This window comes from Herbaspirillum sp., assembly GCF_017744395.1.
In the GTDB taxonomy this organism is placed as follows: Bacteria; Pseudomonadota; Gammaproteobacteria; order Burkholderiales; family Burkholderiaceae_D; genus Herbaspirillum.
Genome location: NZ_JAGIBI010000003.1, coordinates 712006 through 729170 on the forward strand (window position 1 = coordinate 712006; position 17165 = coordinate 729170).

The following is a 17165-nucleotide window of genomic DNA, read 5'->3' on the forward strand; positions in this document are numbered from 1 at the left end:
CTGCTCGTCGAGCAGTTTCATGAACTCGTCGTTGAAGGCGGGAAAATCGGCCGGATGGCGCGAAGAGACGAGGTTCCTGTCGCGCACCACCGCCTGGTCGACCCATTTGCTGCCGGCATGCCGGAAGTCATCCTGCAGGCTGGGCCAGCTTGTGACGGTGCGGCCCTTGGCCAGGTCGGCGGAAATCAGCAGCCAGCCGCCATGGCAGATGGCCGCGATCGGCTTCTCGGCAATGTTGGCCGCATGCACGAAACTGCGCGCCTGCGGCCGCAGGCGCAGCGCGTCGCCGTTGGCCGCGCCGCCCGGCAGCAGCACGGCGGAATAGTCGTCGGAACTGGCCTGGTCGATGGTGTTGTCGACCGCGACCACCTGGCCTTTGTCGAGATGCATGACCCCCTGCACGCCGGAGGGCTTGTCCGACAGGACATGCACCGTCGCGCCGGCGGCTTCCAGCGCCTGCTTCGGTTCCAGCAGCTGGGTTTGCTCAAAACCGTCGGTCACCAGGACGGCGACCTTGAGGTTGCTGAATCGGTTTGCCATATCGATCTCCCATGAATGAAAAATCCGGGGCGGCGCAAGGCCGGGACGCCCGGACATTGGATGGGGGCCCGCGGACGCGGGAAGGGAATGGTCAGCCCTTGCCGGGCTGTTTCACCTGGTTGCTGTTCTGGTGGTCGGTGCGGGCAGGCGCCATGTCGGGCGCCTGCCTGATGCGCGTGATGTTGGAAGTCGCGACCGGATCGCTGTTGGGGAAGCTCATCTCGTTGGCCTCGTCCAATGCCACTTCCGATGGCGTGTCGTAATGCCTGGGGCGCTCGTGCCGGGACTGTCTGGATGCGGGCATCGTATCTCCTTTGCGTTGCTGCCAGACATTGCAGGCTACGACAAGACGCATGCGCCCGATGTCGGCGCATGCGGTAAACCACTGTAGGAAAAATCCAATGGCCGCGCCCGCGGCTCAGGTGCGCAAGGCCATCTCAGGATAGGCGCCGAAACCGTCCGGCCACGGCGTCAGGATTTCATAGCCGCCGGCTGTCACCACCACCATATGTTCCCACTGCGCCGACAGCGAGCCGTCCGCGGTGATCACGGTCCAGCCATCGTCGAGCTGGCGGGTGTGGCGCTTGCCGGCGTTCAGCATCGGTTCGATGGTGAAGATCATGCCTTCCTTCAGCGGCAGGCCGGCGCCGCGCTGGCCGTAGTGCAGCACTTGCGGCTCGTCATGGTAGATGGTGCCGATGCCGTGGCCGCAGTACTCGCGCACCACCGAAAAGCCATCGCGCTGCGCCACCGACTGGATCGCGTGGCCGACGTCGCCCAGCGTGGCGCCGGGGCGCACCTCGCGGATGCCGGCGCACATCGCCTCATAGGTGGTCTCGACCAGTTTCCTGGCGGCGGCGCCCGGCTGGCCGACGAAATACATGCGGCTGCAGTCGCCGTACCAGCCGTCCTTGATCACCGCCACGTCGATGTTGACGATGTCGCCGTTGCGCAGCTTCTGGCGCGACGGGATGCCGTGGCAGATCACCTCGTTGACCGAGCTGCAGATGGTCTTGGGGAAGCCGTGGTAGCCGATGTTGGCGGGCTTGGCTTTCTGCACCTTGACGATATGGTCGTGGCAGATGCGGTCCAGCTCGTCGGTGGTGACGCCGGCTTTCACATGTTCGGCCACCACTTGCAGCACTTCGGCCGCCAGTTGCCCGGCCGCGCGCGCCTGGGCGATTTCGGCGGGGCTGCGCAGTTTTACTTTTCTCATGTTGGTATCTTCCCTCGAATAGCGCCCTATTCTATCCGAGCAACAAAAAAGCCCGGCCAACAAAAGTTGGAACCGGGCTAGGGCCTGTTGCCCTTCAATTTGCGAGTGCGAACGGTCATCAGGCGTTGTCTGCCTAGGCGTGGCGACGCGCCGTAGTGGCGCTACGGCAAGGAGCCGCAACAACGGCAGGCGACGCCTGATGGCCGTTCCCGGAGGGTTGCCCCCAGAAGGCGCGCTGGCCGCGTTGCCCGGTAGAACTGGTGGTATCACCACCAGCTCTACCGCGCGCCTTGCCATCACGCCTTCTGGGGGCAACGCATCTCGCAAATTGAAGGGCAATAGGCCCTAAGAACTACTGAGGAGAGGTTGCGGACGCGCTTCACCATTCGGCGAAGCTGCCGTCCTTGTGCCGCCAGATCGGGTTGCGCCAGCGGTGGCCGACCTCAACGCGTTGGCGTACGTATTCTTCGTTGATCTCGATGCCCAGGCCGGGGCCTTGCGGAATCTTGACGTAGCCGTCTTCGTAGGCGAACACGTCCTTGTCCTTGATGTAATCGAGCAGGTCGTTGCTTTCGTTGTAGTGGATGCCCAGGCTCTGCTCCTGAATGAAGGCGTTGTAGCTGCCGGCGTCGACCTGCAGGCAGGCGGCCAGGGCGATGGGGCCTAGCGGGCAGTGCAGGGCCAGGGCGACGTCGTAGGCTTCGGCCATGGCGGCGATCTTGCGGGTTTCGGTGATGCCGCCGGCGTGCGAGACGTCGGGCTGGATGATGTCCACGTAGCCTTCGGACAGGATGCGCTTGAAGTCCCAGCGCGAGTACAGGCGCTCGCCCAGCGCGATCGGGGTCGAGGTCAGGTGGGCGATTTCCTTCAGCGCTTCCGAGTTTTCCGACAGCACCGGTTCTTCAATGAACATCAGCTTGTACGGTTCCAGTTCCTTGATCAGCACCTTGGCCATGGGCTTGTGCACGCGGCCGTGGAAGTCCACGCCGATGCCGATGTTGGGGCCGACCGCTTCGCGCACGGCCTGCACATTGGCCAGCGTCAGTTCGATCTTGTCGTGGCTGTCGATGAATTGCAGTTCTTCGGTGCCGTTCATCTTGACCGCGGTGAAGCCGCGCGCCACGGCGTTCTTGGCCGCTTCGGCAGTGACGGAAGGGCGGTCGCCGCCGATCCACGAATAGACGCGGATGGAGTCGCGCACCGCGCCGCCCAGCAGCTGGTGCACCGGCACGCCCAGCGACTTGCCCTTGATGTCCCATAGCGCCTGGTCGATGCCGGCCAGCGCGCTCATGTGGATGGCGCCGCCGCGGTAGAAGCCGCCGCGGTAGAGGATGGTCCAGTGGTCTTCGATATTGCGCGGGTCCTTGCCGACCAGGTAGTCGGACAGTTCTTCCACCGCCGCCGCCACGCTGTGCGCGCGGCCTTCGACGATGGGCTCGCCCCAGCCGGAGATGCCTTCGTCGGTTTCGATCTTCAGGAAGCACCAGCGCGGCGGGACGATGAAGGTGCTGATCTTGGTGATTTTCATGGGTGTGTCCGTTCAGGAAAAATTTGCAAAGGCCGCGGCTGTGCGGCGAGAAACATTCAGGTCTGCGCTTTCCACGCGGCGACAAAGGCTTGCGCGCGCTGGCGTACCTCGTCGGCCGGCAGGCCCGGCGAATACAGCGCCGAACCCAGGCCGAAGCCGGAGGCGCCGGCTTCGAGGAAGGCGGCCATGCCGTGCGGCGTGATGCCGCCCACCGGCAGCAGCGCGACCTGGCGCGGCACCACGGCGCGCCAGGCCTTGACCACCTGCGGGCCGAGCTGTTCGGCCGGGAACATCTTGAGCGCGTCGGCGCCGGCGGCCAGCGCGGCGAAGGCTTCGGTGACGGTGGCCACGCCCGGCGCGCAGGTCAGGCCGGCCTCCTTGGCCGCGCGGATCACCGCGCCGTCGCTGTGCGGCATGACGATCAGTTCGCCGCCCGCAGCCTTGACCTGCTCCACCTGTTCGGGTTTGAGCACGGTGCCGGCGCCGACGATGCAGTCGGCCGGCAGGCTTTTGCGCAGCGCGGCGATGCTCAGCAGCGGTTCGGGCGAGTTGAGCGGCACTTCGATGATGCGGAATCCGCTTTCATACAGGGCCGCGCCGATGGCTTCGGCTTCGGTGTGGCGCACGCCGCGCAGGATGGCGATCAGGCCGGTGCGGCGCAGGGCGTCTTCTAGTAGCTTGGGGTTGCTGTTCATGTGTTCCTTGTCGATGTGCTCAGTTGAGCAGGCCGGCGTGTTGCGCCAGCGTCCACAGGCCGGCCTCGGTGGCATGTTCGGCCACGCTGACCGGACCCATGCCGTACAGGTCCAGCGCCAGCCGGTAGCGGCGGCACAGGGCCGGGTCGCCGATCAGGCCGATGCGTTGCGGATGGTGGCTGGCCAGATTCTTGAGCGCGGCGATCTCGTGGCCGATCAGCAGGCCTGAGAGGTAGTCCGGTTGCGCCTGTGGTGCCAGTTCGCCGGTCAGTCCGAGCGTGCGGCTGCTGAAGATGTTGGAGAGTACGCCGGCCTGGCCTTCGGCGCTTTGCGCCACCCGCGCGCCGCGCAGGAAGGCGTCGTCGTCGGGCGTGTCGGGCTTTTGCATGGTGCGTCCGAGGATGGTGTGCGCCGACAGGGCGCCGTAGACTTCGCCGGTCATGAAGGTATCGAAATGCTGGATGCGGCCGTGACTCACGCGTACCCATTTCGAATGGGTGCCGGGCAGGCCGATCAGCAACTCTTCTTCGCGCCACTGCTGCAGCGCGCCGATCACCTGGGTTTCCTCGCCGCGCATGACGTTGGGCAGCGTCGATACCTGCAGCAGGCCGGGAACGATGTGCAGCGGGCGCGCCAGGCCGGTATCGATGCGCAGCAGCTTGCGGCCGATGCGGTCGGGCGCCAGCGGCACGGTCAGGTACGGCGCTTCGCGCCAGCCCTGCTTGCTGCCGACCATGCCGGCGGCGATCAGCGGCGCATCGGGCGCGGCGGTCATCCAGTCGCCACAGGCCGCTTCCAGCGCGTGGCGGAAGGCCAGTTCAGGATTGACGGCGGAGCCTCCCACCGCGGGCAGGTTCATGATGCCCCACGGATGGCCGCGCCGCTCGGCCACTTCGCCGCGCGCGTCGAAGCGGTAGCAGCGCAGCGAAGAGGTGCCCCAGTCCAGCGCGATCAGCGCGCAGTCATTCTTGGTCGTTTGGTTCATTGGATCTCTTTGCGCCGGCTTATAGGTCGCAAACTGAAAAGCGCGTCAGCAACACCATGTCTTCGCCCGGCGCGAGGTCGATCAGGCCGGGGCGGTTCGGCATGTGGAAGGCGTCGATCGGGTGCGTGATCGGTTCCAGGCAGAAGTAGCCCAGCCCCGGCGGCCGGTACAGCAGGGTGTAGCCGCTGCGGTCCTGGGTATGCATTTGCAGGCGCAGGCCGCGCGAAGGGTCTTCGATCATGGCCAGGCCGTCCCAGCCTTCGTAGCAGTTGTCGATCAGCGGGCCATCCACCGGCGCCGGGCGGTTGTAATCCCAGCTCGGCGGCAACTGGTGCGTGAAACCGGTGGGGATCGGATCGGCGCCGGAAATCCATACGCCGCGCGAGCGGAATTGCAGGCGCGTCCTGGCGTCGCTCGGAAAGTAGGGATGCAGGCCCAGGCCGAAAGGCAGGGGCGCGTCGCCGGCATTGGTCACGCGCAGTTCTATCTCCAGCGAATTTTCGCGCAGCGTGAACAACTGGCGGGCGTGATAGGCGTAAGGATTGCCGTCCCGGTAGCGGGAATCGAGTTCCAGCGTCATGCGCTCTTGCGCTTGCGTCGCCACGCGCCAGGCTTGCAGCCAGGCGTCGCCGTGGATCGGGTACGGTTCGCCGCTGCGGTTGGGCCTGATCGCATGCTGCGTGCCGTTGGCGGAAAAGCCGCCTTCGGTGATGCGGTTGGACCAGGGCACCAGCGGGAAGCAGGCGGTGCTGTAGAGGTCGCGCGAACGGCCGTCCCAGGGGCGAAACAGCGGCAGCCAACGGCCGCCCTTGTGCCAATCCCAGGCGGCGATGCTGCCGCCAAGGCCGGGCATGACGCGCAGGCGCTGGCGGCCGGATTGCAGTGTATGGATTTCCGGCAGCGCCTGGGCGCCGGCACGGGTGGCGTCGGTTGCTCGGGAAGGCATGATGTCTCGTATGTTGTTATTGGATGCTGCCCGCGCCTTCAGGCATTGTGTGCCGGCTGCGCGGGAGGCCATCGCATGAAGAGGGCGAGTGCTCAAGGTATGTCGCACTCCTGTCTTCACCGGATGCGCTTCAAAAAAAACAGGCCGATGCTATCACCCGCCCTCGGCGCGGAATAATGAAAAAAAGCGCACAAGCGATATCAAAATCGTGAGTGCTCTCGGGCCAAAATCCATGCGGGAAAATCGCATCCGGTTCCGGCCAACGATGCGCGAATCGATATCGGATTCCATCAAAAATTCATTGGCCGGATATTTTTTGCTCTCCTAATATTGAGCGCGAATTGAAGGGATGAGGTTTCCCCGCAATTTGAGACCGCGTCGCCGGCCCTTATCTCGAACAAGTCAAAAGTATCGCCGGCGCAGCGCACGCATTTCTTGCACATAACAAGGGAATCGGACGATTTCCAGCCAACGGAGACAAGCAATGAATACCAAAAGAAGAGCGCTTCTGGGCGCAGCCATTTGCATGGGCCTGGGCGGCACCGTCGCGGGCCTGCCCGCATTCGCCGCCGACAAGCCGCTGACCATGGGCTTCTCGCAGGTGGGCGCCGAAAGCGAATGGCGCACCGCCAACACCGTGTCGATCAAGGATGCGGCCAAGCAGGCCGGCGTCAACCTGAAGTTCGCCGATGCCCAGCAGAAGCAGGAGAACCAGGTCAAGGCGATCCGTTCCTTCATCGCGCAAAAGGTCGACGTGATCGCCTTCTCGCCGGTGGTCGAATCGGGTTGGGAAACCGTGCTGCGCGAGGCCAAGGCCGCCAAGATCCCGGTGATCCTGACCGACCGCGCCGTCAATGTCACCGACAAGTCGCTGTACGTGACCTTCATCGGCTCCGACTTCGTGGAAGAGGGCCGCCGCGCCGCGCGCTGGCTGCTGGAGCGCGCCAAGTCGCTGCCGGCCGGCGACATCAATATCGTCGAGCTGCAAGGCACCGTCGGTTCGGCGCCGGCGATCGACCGCAAGGCCGGTTTCGAGGAAATCATCAAGTCCGAGCCGCGCCTGAAGATCATCCGTTCGCAGACCGGCGACTTCACCCGCGCCAAGGGCAAGGAAGTCATGGAAGCCTTCCTCAAGGCCGACGGCAAGAAGATCAATGTGCTCTATGCGCATAACGACGACATGGCCATCGGCGCCATCCAGGCCATCGAAGAAGCCGGCCTGAAGCCGGGCAAGGACATCCTGGTCATTTCCATCGACGGCGTGAAGGGCGCGTTCGAAGCCATGATGGCCGGCAAGATCAACGTCACCGTCGAATGCAGCCCGCTGCTGGGCCCGCAACTGATGCAGATCGCCAAGGATGTGAAGGCCGGCAAGGAAGTGCCCAAGCGCATCACTACCGAAGAAGGCGTGTTCCCGGCCGAGGTTGCGGCCAAGGAATTCCCGAACCGCAAGTATTGAGCTTGAGCGCGGGCGGCCGGTGTGCGGGAAGCGATCCCGCGCATCGGCTGCGCGCATTTTCACGGAGTCGCGATGAGTATGGCTGTCGGGGCGCAGGCGCGCCCCATGCTGGAACTGAGCGGTATACATAAGGCATTCGCCGGCGTCAAAGCGCTGGCTGACGTAGGCCTGCGCCTGTTCCCGGGGGAAGTGCATACCCTGATGGGACAGAACGGCGCGGGAAAATCCACCCTGATCAAGGTGCTGACCGGCGTGTACGAACCCGATGCCGGGCGCATCGCGCTGGACGGCCGCGAGATCGCCCCGGCGTCCACCCTGCAGGCGCAGGAGCTGGGCATCAGCACCGTCTACCAGGAAGTCAACCTCTGCCCCAATCTCTCGGTGGCGGAAAACATTTTCATCGGCCGTTATCCGACCCGCTTCGGCCGCATCGACTGGAAGACGGTGCATGCCGAATCGCGCCGCCTGCTGCAGCAATTGCAGATCGATATCGACGTCACCGCGCAGTTGTCGTCCTATCCGCTGGCGATCCAGCAGATGGTGGCGATCTCTCGCGCGCTGTCGGTGTCGGCCAAGGTGCTGATCCTGGACGAGCCGACCTCCAGCCTCGACGAGGCCGAGGTGCAGCAGCTGTTCAAGGTGCTGCGGCGCCTGCGCGAGCAGGGTATGGCGATCCTGTTCGTGACCCACTTCCTCGACCAGACCTACGAGATTTCCGACCGCATCACGGTGCTGCGCAACGGCGTGCGCGAGGGTGAGTATCCGGTGGCCGAGCTGTCGCGCCTGGATCTGGTCAACAAGATGGTCGGCGTGACCGCGGTCGACCAGCGCAAGGTGGAAGCCGGCGCCGACGCGCTGGCCGCGGAGCTGTCGGCCGATGCCCATAGCAAGGGCGAGCTGTTCCTGCAGGCGCGCGGCTTCGGCCGCAAGGGCATGCTGGCGCCGCAGGACCTGGATATCCGGCGCGGCGAAGTGTTCGGCCTGTGCGGCCTGCTCGGTTCGGGCCGTACCGAAATGGCGCGCCTGCTGTTCGGCGCGGACAAGGCCGACGGCGGCGCGCTGCTGGTCGACGGCAAGAGCGTCAGGCTGGCGGCGCCGCGCGACGCCATCGCCGCCGGCATCGGCTTCTGTTCGGAAGACCGCAAGAAGGAAGGCGCGATCCTGGAGCTGTCGGTGCGGGAGAACATCGTGCTGGCGCTGCAGGCGCGCCAGGGGCTGTTCCGCGTGCTGCCGAGAAAGCGCCAGAACCAGATCGCCGCCGATTACGTGAAATGGCTCGGCATCAAGACCGCCGACCTGGAAACGCCGATCGGCGCGCTGTCCGGCGGCAACCAGCAAAAGGCGCTGCTGGCGCGCTGGCTGGCGACCGACCCCGGCATGCTGATCCTGGACGAACCCACGCGCGGCATCGATGTGCGCGCCAAGCAGGAGATCATGGATTTCGTGATCGCCATGTGCCGCAAGGGAATGGCCATTCTTTTCATTTCTTCCGAGATTCCGGAAGTCCTTCGCTGCAGCGACCGTATGCTGGTGCTGCGCGACCGCCGCGCCTGCGGCGAATACCAACGCGGCGAACTCGACGAGCAGTCGGTGCTGCAGGTGATTGCGGGAGAGGCCGCATGAGTGCATCCATGGATTCCAAACTGATACCCGAAGCGGCCGGCGACAGCGGCTTGCAGGCGCTGCTGGCGCGTGCGACGCGCCATCCGTTGTTACGTCCGCTGGCGGCGCTGGCGGCATTGCTGCTGATCGACCTGCTCCTGGTGCCAGGCTTCTTCCGGCTGGAGATCAAGGACGGCCACCTCTACGGCGCGCTGGTCGACATCGTCAACCGCGCCGCGCCGCTGATGCTGGCGGCGCTGGGCATGACGCTGGTGATCGCCACGCGCGGCGTCGACATTTCGGTGGGCGCGGTGGTCGCAATCTCCGGCGCGGTCGCGGCGCTGCTGATCGGCGGCAAGATGGTGGTGGTCGGCGGCGTTTCGCAATACGTCAGCAACGTGCCGATGGTCTGGGCGTTGGCGGCGGCGGTTGGCGCAGCCTTGCTGTGCGGCGCCTGGAACGGCCTGCTGGTGGCGGCGCTCGGGCTGCAGCCCATCATCGCCACGCTGATCCTGATGGTGGCCGGGCGCGGCCTGGCGCAATTGCTGACCGACGGCCAGATCATCACGGTCTATTACAAGCCGTTCTTCTTCATCGGCGGCGGCTACCTGTTCGGCTTGCCGTTCTCGCTCTACATCGCGCTGGGCATGTTCGTGCTGCTGGCGCTGCTGATGAGGAAGACGGCGCTGGGCCTGTTCATCCAGTCGGTCGGCATCAACCCGGTGGCCTCGCGCCTGGCCGGCATCCGCACCGCCGCGCTGATCTTCTTCGTCTATATCTTCTGCAGCTTCTGCGCCGGGCTGGCGGGCCTGATGGTGGCCTCCAACATCAAGAGCGCCGACGCCAACAATGCCGGCCTGCTGCTGGAACTGGACGCCATCCTGGCCGTCACCCTGGGCGGCACCTCGCTGGCCGGCGGCAAGTTCAGCCTGGTGGGCAGCGTGATCGGCGCGCTCATCATCCAGACCCTGACCTATACCATCTATTCGCTGGGCGTGCCGCCCGAGGTGAACATGGTGGTCAAGTCCATCGTGGTGTTCCTGGTCTGCCTGTCGCAATCGCCGGAATTCCGCCGCATCTTCAAGGCTGTCAAATCATGAATGCAATCGTTTCCCTGCGCCGCGCTTCGCGGGCGCCGTGGTTCACTTCGGCGATCACGGTAGCGCTGCTGGCGCTGATGCTGCTGCTGGGCGCGGCCGGCTATGACGGTTTCCTGTCGCCGCAGGTGATGCTGAACCTGCTGATCGACAACGGTTTCCTGCTGGTGGTGGCCATCGGCATGACCTTCGTCATCCTGTCCGGCGGCATCGACCTGTCGGTGGGCTCGGTGCTGGCGCTGTCGACCATGGTGTCGGCGTGGCTGCTGCAGAGCGCGCACTGGAACCCGATCCTGGTCATCGCCGCCGTGCTGGCGCTGGGCGCGGCCTTCGGCGCGGCCATGGGCGGACTGATCCATTACTTCAAGCTGCAGGCCTTCATCGTCACGCTGGCCGGCATGTTCCTGGCGCGCGGCCTGTGCTACCTGATCAGCATCAACTCCATCACCATCGACGATCCCTTCTTCGTCGCCATGTCGCAGACCCGCATCGAGTTCGGCGAGCTGTTCATCTCGCCCAGCGTGGTGGTGGCGCTGGCGATGCTGGCGCTGGGCATCTGGCTGGCGCATTGCACCCGTTTCGGGCGCGCCGTGTATGCCATCGGCGGCAATGAGCAGTCGGCCTTGCTGATGGGCTTGCCGGTTGGGCGCACCAAGGTGCTGGTGTATGCCTTCTCGGGCTTTTGCGCGGCGCTGGGCGGCGTGCTGTTCTCGTTCTACATGCTGTCGGGCTACGGCCTGCACGCGCAGGGCGCCGAACTCGACGCGATCGCCGCGGTGGTGATCGGCGGCACGCTGCTGACCGGCGGCTACGGCTACGTGGCCGGCACGCTGACCGGCGTGCTCATCCTGGGCGTGATCCAGACCCTGATCGCGTTCGACGGCACGCTCAGTTCCTGGTGGACCAAGATCTTCATCGGCGCCTTGCTGTTCGTGTTCTGCGTGGCGCAAAGGGTGATTGCGCTGGGCGCCTTGCGAGGCAAACCGGTGGCCGCCGCGGCGGGCTGAAACCGCCGATCCGCGCAGCTTTGTTGAGATAACTTAATATTTCTTTACATAGGGAGAGGCATACTAAAAAACATATCTGTTGCGGTTAAAAAATCATTAGAAATGTATTGTTAAAGACATTATTGTAGAGGCCGCAAAACATGGGACGTCATGCGTTCCTGCCTGCAGCTTCTGCACCATTCAGGTCGTCGCGGCGGAGTTTTGAGAACAACAACACGCCATTCATCAATTGGAGACATACAACATGAAGATCAAATCGGTATTGACCGGGCTGGCGCTCGGCCTGGGCGTCACCCTGATGTCCGTCAGCGCACAGGTGAGCGCGCAGAGCAAGGCGCTGGTCGGCGTGGCCATGCCCACCAAGTCCTCGGCCCGCTGGATCGCCGACGGCAACAACATGGTCAAGGTCCTGAAGGAAAAGGGCTACAACACCGACCTGCAATACGCGGAAGACGACATCCCCAACCAGTTGTCGCAGATCGAGAACATGCTGACCAAGGGCGCCAAGGTGCTGGTGATCGCCGCCATCGACGGCACCACCCTGACCGACGTGCTGCAGAAGGCCGCCGACAAGGGCGTCAAGGTCATCGCCTATGACCGCCTGATCCGCGGCTCGAAGAACGTCGACTACTACGCCACCTTCGACAACTTCCAGGTCGGCGTGCTGCAGGCGCAATCGCTGGAAAAGGCGCTGGGCCTGAAGGACGGCAAGGGTCCGTTCAACATCGAACTGTTCGGCGGCTCGGCTGACGACAACAACGCCTTCTTCTTCTACAACGGCGCCATGTCGGTGTTGAAGCCCTACATCGACAGCGGCAAGCTGGTGGTGCGCAGCAAGCAGATGGGCATGGACAAGGTCGCCACCCTGCGCTGGGACGGCGCGACCGCCCAGGCGCGTATGGACAACCTGCTGTCGGCCTACTACAGCAACGCCAAGGTGAACGCGGTGCTGTCGCCGTATGACGGCATCTCGATCGGCATCCTGTCCTCGCTGCGCGGCGTCGGCTACGGCACCCCGCAACAGCCGTTCCCGTACGTGTCGGGCCAGGACGCCGAAGTGCCTTCGGTCAAGTCCATCATCCGCGGCGAGCAGTATTCGACCATCTTCAAGGACACCCGCGAACTGGCGAAGGTCACCGTCGGCATGGTCGACGCCGTGCTGGGCGGCAAGCAGCCGCAGATCAACGACACCAAGACCTACAACAACGGGGTGAAGGTCGTGCCTTCCTTCCTGTTGAAGCCGGTGGTGGTCGACAAGTCCAATTGGAAGGAAGTCCTGATCGGCAGCGGCTACTATACCGAAGCGCAGGTCAAGTAAGCCGGCCGGGCTGCAACCTTGTGTTGCGGCCCGCCGTTCGATTCAATATGAGGCATGAATCAGCATAGTCCCGCCCCTGTGCGGGACTATTGCGTTCAAAAGCAGGCGCAGAACAAGAGGTCAGCATCATGAACAACATTCTCGAAATGCGCAGCATCGAGAAAACCTTCCCCGGCGTGAAGGCGCTCAACAACGTCAACCTCGCCGTGCGCGAAGGCGAGATCCACGCCATCGTCGGTGAAAACGGCGCCGGCAAGTCGACGCTGATGAAGGTCCTTTCCGGCGTCTATCCCCATGGCTCCTATTCGGGCGACATCGTCTACAAGGGCGACGTGCGTTCCTTTCGCGACATCCGCGACAGCGAGCACCTGGGCATCATCATCATTCACCAGGAGCTGGCCTTGGTGCCGCTGCTGTCGGTGATGGAAAACCTGTTCCTCGGCAACGAGCAGGCGCGCGGCGGCGTGATCGACTGGGAACAGTCCTACGTGCGCGCCAAGGAACTGCTGGCCAAGGTCGGCCTGAAGGAATCGCCGCTGACGCTGGTCAACAGCCTGGGCGTGGGCAAGCAGCAACTGATCGAGATCGCCAAGGCGCTGTCCAAGGAAGTCAAGCTGCTGATCCTGGACGAACCCACCGCCAGCCTGAATGAAAGCGACAGCGATGCGCTGCTGGAGCTGCTGCTGGAGCTCAAGGCCCAGGGCATTTCCTCGATCCTGATCTCGCACAAGCTCAACGAAATTTCCAAGGTGGCAGACTCCATCACCGTGCTGCGCGACGGCACCACGGTCGATACCTTCGACTGCCGCGCCGAACCGATCAGCGAAGACCGCATCATCGCCCACATGGTCGGGCGCGAGATGGCCGACCGCTATCCGAAGCGCGACCCGCAGCTCGGCGAGGTCATCTTCGAAGTGCGCGACTGGCGCGTGCACCATCCGGTGCTGGATGACCGCCTGGCGATCAAGGACGTCAACATGACCGTGCGCGCCGGCGAGATCGTCGGCATCGCCGGCCTGATGGGCTCGGGCCGCACCGAACTGGCCAAGAGCATCTTCGGCCGCGCCTACGGCAAGAAAATCACCGGGCAGGCCTTCCTGCATGGCAAGGAAGTGGACCTGTCGACCATCCAGAAGGCGATCTCGCACGGCATCGCCTACGTCACCGAAGACCGCAAGGGCGACGGCCTGGTGCTGGAAGAAGACATCAAGAAGAACATCTCGCTGGCCAACCTCGCCGGCGTGGCCGAACGCACCGTCATCGACGAGGCGCGCGAATACAAGGTGGCGGCCGACTTCAAGAGCCAGATGCGCATCCGCTGCTCCAGCGTGCTGCAGAAGGTGGTCAACCTGTCGGGCGGCAACCAGCAGAAGGTGGTGCTTTCCAAGTGGCTGTTCTCGCAGCCGGAAGTGCTGATCCTGGACGAACCCACGCGCGGCATCGACGTCGGCGCCAAGTTCGAGATCTACAACATCATCAGCCGCCTGGCGGCCGAGGGCAAGTGCATCATCATGATCTCGTCGGAAATGCCGGAGCTGCTGGGCATGTGCGACCGCATCTACGTGATGAACGAAGGCCAGTTCGTGGGCCAGTTCCCGCGCGAAGAGGCCAGCCAGGAAAGCATCATGCGCGCCATCATGCGCAACAAGAGGATTTGAGGAATTGAAAATGGAGACCATGAACATGAGCAAGAACGAACCGGTGGCGGCCAGCGACATCGCGGCCCAGGGCGAGAAGAAGGATTACGCCGGCTTCCTGAAGAACAACATGCGCGAGTACGGCATGCTGCTGTCGCTGGTGGCGATCATGGCGTTCTTCCAGATCATGACCGACGGCACGCTGATGCGTCCGCTGAACCTGACCAACCTGGTGCTGCAGAACAGCTACATCGTGATCATGGCGCTGGGCATGCTGATGGTGATCGTGGCCGGTCACATCGACCTTTCGGTCGGTTCGGTGGTGGGCCTGATCGGCGCGCTGGCGGCGGTGCTGATGGTGGACTACGGCTGGGACTTCGTCACCGCCTCGGTGGTCTGCATCATCGCCGGCGCGGTGATCGGCGCGGCGCAAGGCTACTGGATCGCTTACTTCAAGATCCCGTCCTTCATCGTCACGCTGGCCGGCATGCTGGTGTTCAAGGGCATGGCGTTGGCGCTGCTGCAGGGCCAGTCGCTCGGCCCGTTCCCGCCGGCGTTCCAGATGCTGTCCTCGGGCTTCATTCCCGAATTGACCGATAACACGCAGTTCCGCGCCACCTCGCTGATCGTCGGCGTGATCGCCGCCGTGGTGCTGATCGGCGTCAAGATCCACGGCCGCCGCAAGCAGACCAAGCACGGCATGGAAGACGAACCGCAACTGTTCTTCCTGATCAAGAACTGCCTGTTCGCCGCCGCCATCATCGCCTTCAGCTACCTGATGGCGACCTACAAGGGCATGCCCAACGTGCTCATCATCATGTTCGCGCTGATGGTGCTGTATACCTTCATCACCAACCGCACCACGCTGGGCCGCCGCGTCTACGCCGTGGGCGGCAACGAGAAGGCGGCCAAGCTGTCGGGCATCAAGACCGAGCGCGTGTCGTTCTTCACCTTCGTCAACATGGGCATCCTGTCGGCGCTGGCCGGCCTGATCTTCGCGGCGCGCCTGAACACCGCCACCCCGAAGGCCGGCCTGGGCTTCGAGCTGGACGTGATCGCGGCCTGCTTCATCGGCGGCGCCTCGGCCTCGGGCGGCGTCGGCAAGGTGATGGGCGCGGTCATCGGCGCCTTCGTCATGGGCGTGATGAACAACGGCATGTCCATCATGGGCATCGGCATCGACTACCAGCAGATGATCAAGGGTTTCGTGCTGCTGATGGCGGTGTGCTTCGACGTCTACAACAAGAACAAGTAAGGCCGGCAGGGCGGCGGGCGGGCCAGGAGGCCGGTTTGCCGCGCAAGAATCCCACTTCAAGGCATCTGGATATTCACAATGAGCAGTGACGACAAAAAAGACAAGTCCCGCAAGCTGCGTTCGGCTGGCTGGTTCGGTACCGCCGACAAGAACGGCTTCATGTACCGCAGCTGGATGAAGAACCAGGGCATCCCCGACCATGAGTTCCAGGGCAAGCCGGTGATCGGCATCTGCAATACCTGGTCGGAGCTGACGCCCTGCAACGCCCACTTCCGCAAGATCGCCGAGCACGTGCGGCGCGGCATCATCGAAGCCGGCGGTTTCCCGGTGGAGTTCCCGGTGTTCTCCAACGGCGAATCCAACCTGCGCCCGACCGCCATGCTCACGCGCAACCTCGCCAGCATGGATGTGGAAGAGTCGATCCGCGGCAACCCGATCGATGGCGTGGTGCTGCTGACCGGTTGCGACAAGACCACGCCCGCGTTGCTGATGGGCGCGGCCAGCGTCGATGTGCCGGCCATCGTGGTGACCGGCGGCCCGATGCTGAACGGCAAGCACCAGGGCCGCGACATCGGCTCCGGCACCGTGGTGTGGCAATTGTCCGAACAGGTCAAGGCCGGCGAGATCACCATCCATGACTTCATGGCGGCCGAGGCCGGCATGTCGCGTTCGGCCGGCACCTGCAACACCATGGGCACCGCGTCGACCATGGCTTGCATGGCCGAGTCGCTGGGCGTGTCGCTGCCGCATAATGCAGCGATCCCCGCGGTCGATGCGCGCCGCTATGTTCTCGCGCACTTGTCCGGCATGCGCATTGTCGACATGGTGTGGGAAGACCTGAAGCTGTCCAAGATCCTGACCCGCAAGGCCTTCGAGAACGCCATCCGCACTAATGCCGCCATCGGCGGTTCCACCAATGCGGTGATCCACCTGAAGGCGATCGCCGGCCGCATCGGCGTCGACCTGGAACTGGAAGACTGGACCCGCATCGGCCGCGGCACGCCGACCATCGTCGACCTGCAGCCTTCCGGCCGGTTCCTGATGGAAGAGTTCTATTACGCCGGCGGCTTGCCGGCGGTGATGCGCCGCCTGGGTGAAGCTGACCTGTTGCCGCACCCGGATGCGCTGACCGCCAACGGCAAGACCATGTGGGACAACGTCAAGGATGCGCCGATCTATAACGATGAAGTGGTGCGCCCGCTGGCCAAGCCGCTGATCGAGGACGGCGGCATGTGCATCCTGCGCGGCAACCTGGCGCCGCGCGGCGCCGTGCTGAAACCGTCGGCGGCGTCGCCCGAGTTGATGAAGCACCGCGGCCGCGCCGTGGTGTTCGAAGACTTCGCGCACTACAAGGAACGCATCAACGACCCTGAGCTGGATGTCGATGCGAGCTGCGTGCTGGTGATGAAGAACTGCGGGCCCAAGGGCTATCCCGGCATGGCCGAAGTCGGCAACATGGGCTTACCGCCCAAGGTGCTGGCCACCGGCGTCAAGGACATGGTGCGCATCTCCGACGCCCGCATGAGCGGCACCGCCTACGGCACCGTGATCCTGCATGTGGCGCCGGAAGCGGCCGCCGGCGGCCCGCTGGGCATCGTGCAGGACGGCGATTTCATCGAACTCGACGCCTATGCCGGCAAGCTGCAGCTGGACATCAGCGATGAGGAGATGGCGCGCCGCCAGGCCGAACGCGCCGCCAAGCTGGCCGCGCAGCAGCCGGCGATGGCCGGCGGCTACCAGTCGCTATACGTCGACCGCGTGCTGCAGGCGGACCAGGGATGCGACTTCGACTTCCTGGTCGGTTGCCGCGGCGCCGCCGTGCCCAAGCACTCGCACTAAGCGACAAGACTCTGTAGAACGATCGAACAATGCGCCGGCAT

The 17165-nt window shown here is 64.3% G+C and carries 14 protein-coding genes and 1 pseudogene; 8 read left to right on the forward strand and 7 right to left on the reverse strand.

What is annotated here, in order from left to right; translation table 11 throughout:
* Window positions 1–12: 12 nt before the first annotated feature.
* The 7 genes and pseudogenes from J7548_RS12025 to J7548_RS12055 form a co-directional block, all read right to left on the reverse strand.
* Window positions 13–540: pseudogene (locus tag J7548_RS12025) on the reverse strand (type 1 glutamine amidotransferase domain-containing protein); the annotation flags it as partial.
* Between the two features lie 91 nt (window positions 541–631).
* Entirely contained in the window at window positions 632–844 is a 213-nt protein-coding gene (locus J7548_RS12030) for a hypothetical protein (protein WP_290974817.1), read from the reverse strand.
* Window positions 845–958: 114 nt separating this feature from the next.
* Window positions 959–1756, reverse strand: a complete 798-nt coding sequence (gene map, locus J7548_RS12035; RefSeq protein ID WP_290974818.1) for a type I methionyl aminopeptidase — start codon at window positions 1754–1756, stop codon at window positions 959–961.
* Window positions 1757–2135: 379 nt separating this feature from the next.
* Window positions 2136–3284: a galactonate dehydratase gene (dgoD, locus tag J7548_RS12040; RefSeq protein ID WP_290974819.1), complete on the reverse strand. Its 1149-nt coding sequence runs from the start codon at window positions 3282–3284 to the stop codon at window positions 2136–2138.
* Window positions 3285–3340: 56 nt separating this feature from the next.
* Window positions 3341–3979: a 2-dehydro-3-deoxy-6-phosphogalactonate aldolase gene (locus tag J7548_RS12045; protein WP_290974820.1), complete on the reverse strand. Its 639-nt coding sequence runs from the start codon at window positions 3977–3979 to the stop codon at window positions 3341–3343.
* 19 nt (window positions 3980–3998) lie between these two features.
* Window positions 3999–4964 (reverse strand): 2-dehydro-3-deoxygalactonokinase, encoded by a 966-nt coding sequence (locus tag J7548_RS12050; RefSeq protein ID WP_290974821.1) that lies wholly within the window; start codon window positions 4962–4964, stop codon window positions 3999–4001.
* A 19-nt stretch (window positions 4965–4983) separates the two neighbouring features.
* A complete protein-coding gene (locus J7548_RS12055) occupies window positions 4984–5910 on the reverse strand; it encodes an aldose 1-epimerase (RefSeq protein WP_290974822.1) in 927 nt (308 codons plus the stop codon).
* Between the two features lie 484 nt (window positions 5911–6394).
* Between J7548_RS12055 and J7548_RS12060 the strand changes: the two genes are divergently transcribed.
* From J7548_RS12060 to J7548_RS12095, 8 genes are all read left to right on the forward strand, one after another.
* Window positions 6395–7369, forward strand: coding sequence for an ABC transporter substrate-binding protein (locus J7548_RS12060; RefSeq protein ID WP_290974823.1), 975 nt, complete (start codon window positions 6395–6397; stop codon window positions 7367–7369).
* A 72-nt stretch (window positions 7370–7441) separates the two neighbouring features.
* A complete protein-coding gene (locus tag J7548_RS12065) occupies window positions 7442–8992 on the forward strand; it encodes a sugar ABC transporter ATP-binding protein (protein WP_290974824.1) in 1551 nt (516 codons plus the stop codon).
* Entirely contained in the window at window positions 8989–10071 is a 1083-nt protein-coding gene (locus J7548_RS12070; RefSeq protein WP_290974825.1) for an ABC transporter permease, read from the forward strand. The genes J7548_RS12065 and J7548_RS12070 overlap by 4 nt, the downstream gene beginning before the upstream one ends.
* Window positions 10068–11075 (forward strand): galactofuranose ABC transporter, permease protein YjfF, encoded by a 1008-nt coding sequence (yjfF, locus tag J7548_RS12075; RefSeq protein WP_290974826.1) that lies wholly within the window; start codon window positions 10068–10070, stop codon window positions 11073–11075. Before J7548_RS12070 ends, yjfF begins: the two co-directional genes overlap by 4 nt.
* A gap of 244 nt (window positions 11076–11319) precedes the next feature.
* Window positions 11320–12393: a multiple monosaccharide ABC transporter substrate-binding protein gene (chvE, locus tag J7548_RS12080; protein ID WP_290974827.1), complete on the forward strand. Its 1074-nt coding sequence runs from the start codon at window positions 11320–11322 to the stop codon at window positions 12391–12393.
* 128 nt (window positions 12394–12521) lie between these two features.
* A complete protein-coding gene (gene mmsA / locus J7548_RS12085) occupies window positions 12522–14051 on the forward strand; it encodes a multiple monosaccharide ABC transporter ATP-binding protein (RefSeq protein WP_290974828.1) in 1530 nt (509 codons plus the stop codon).
* A 10-nt stretch (window positions 14052–14061) separates the two neighbouring features.
* Window positions 14062–15285 (forward strand): multiple monosaccharide ABC transporter permease, encoded by a 1224-nt coding sequence (mmsB, locus tag J7548_RS12090; RefSeq protein ID WP_290974829.1) that lies wholly within the window; start codon window positions 14062–14064, stop codon window positions 15283–15285.
* A gap of 78 nt (window positions 15286–15363) precedes the next feature.
* Entirely contained in the window at window positions 15364–17124 is a 1761-nt protein-coding gene (locus J7548_RS12095; RefSeq protein WP_290974830.1) for an IlvD/Edd family dehydratase, read from the forward strand.
* Window positions 17125–17165: the final 41 nt, after the last annotated feature.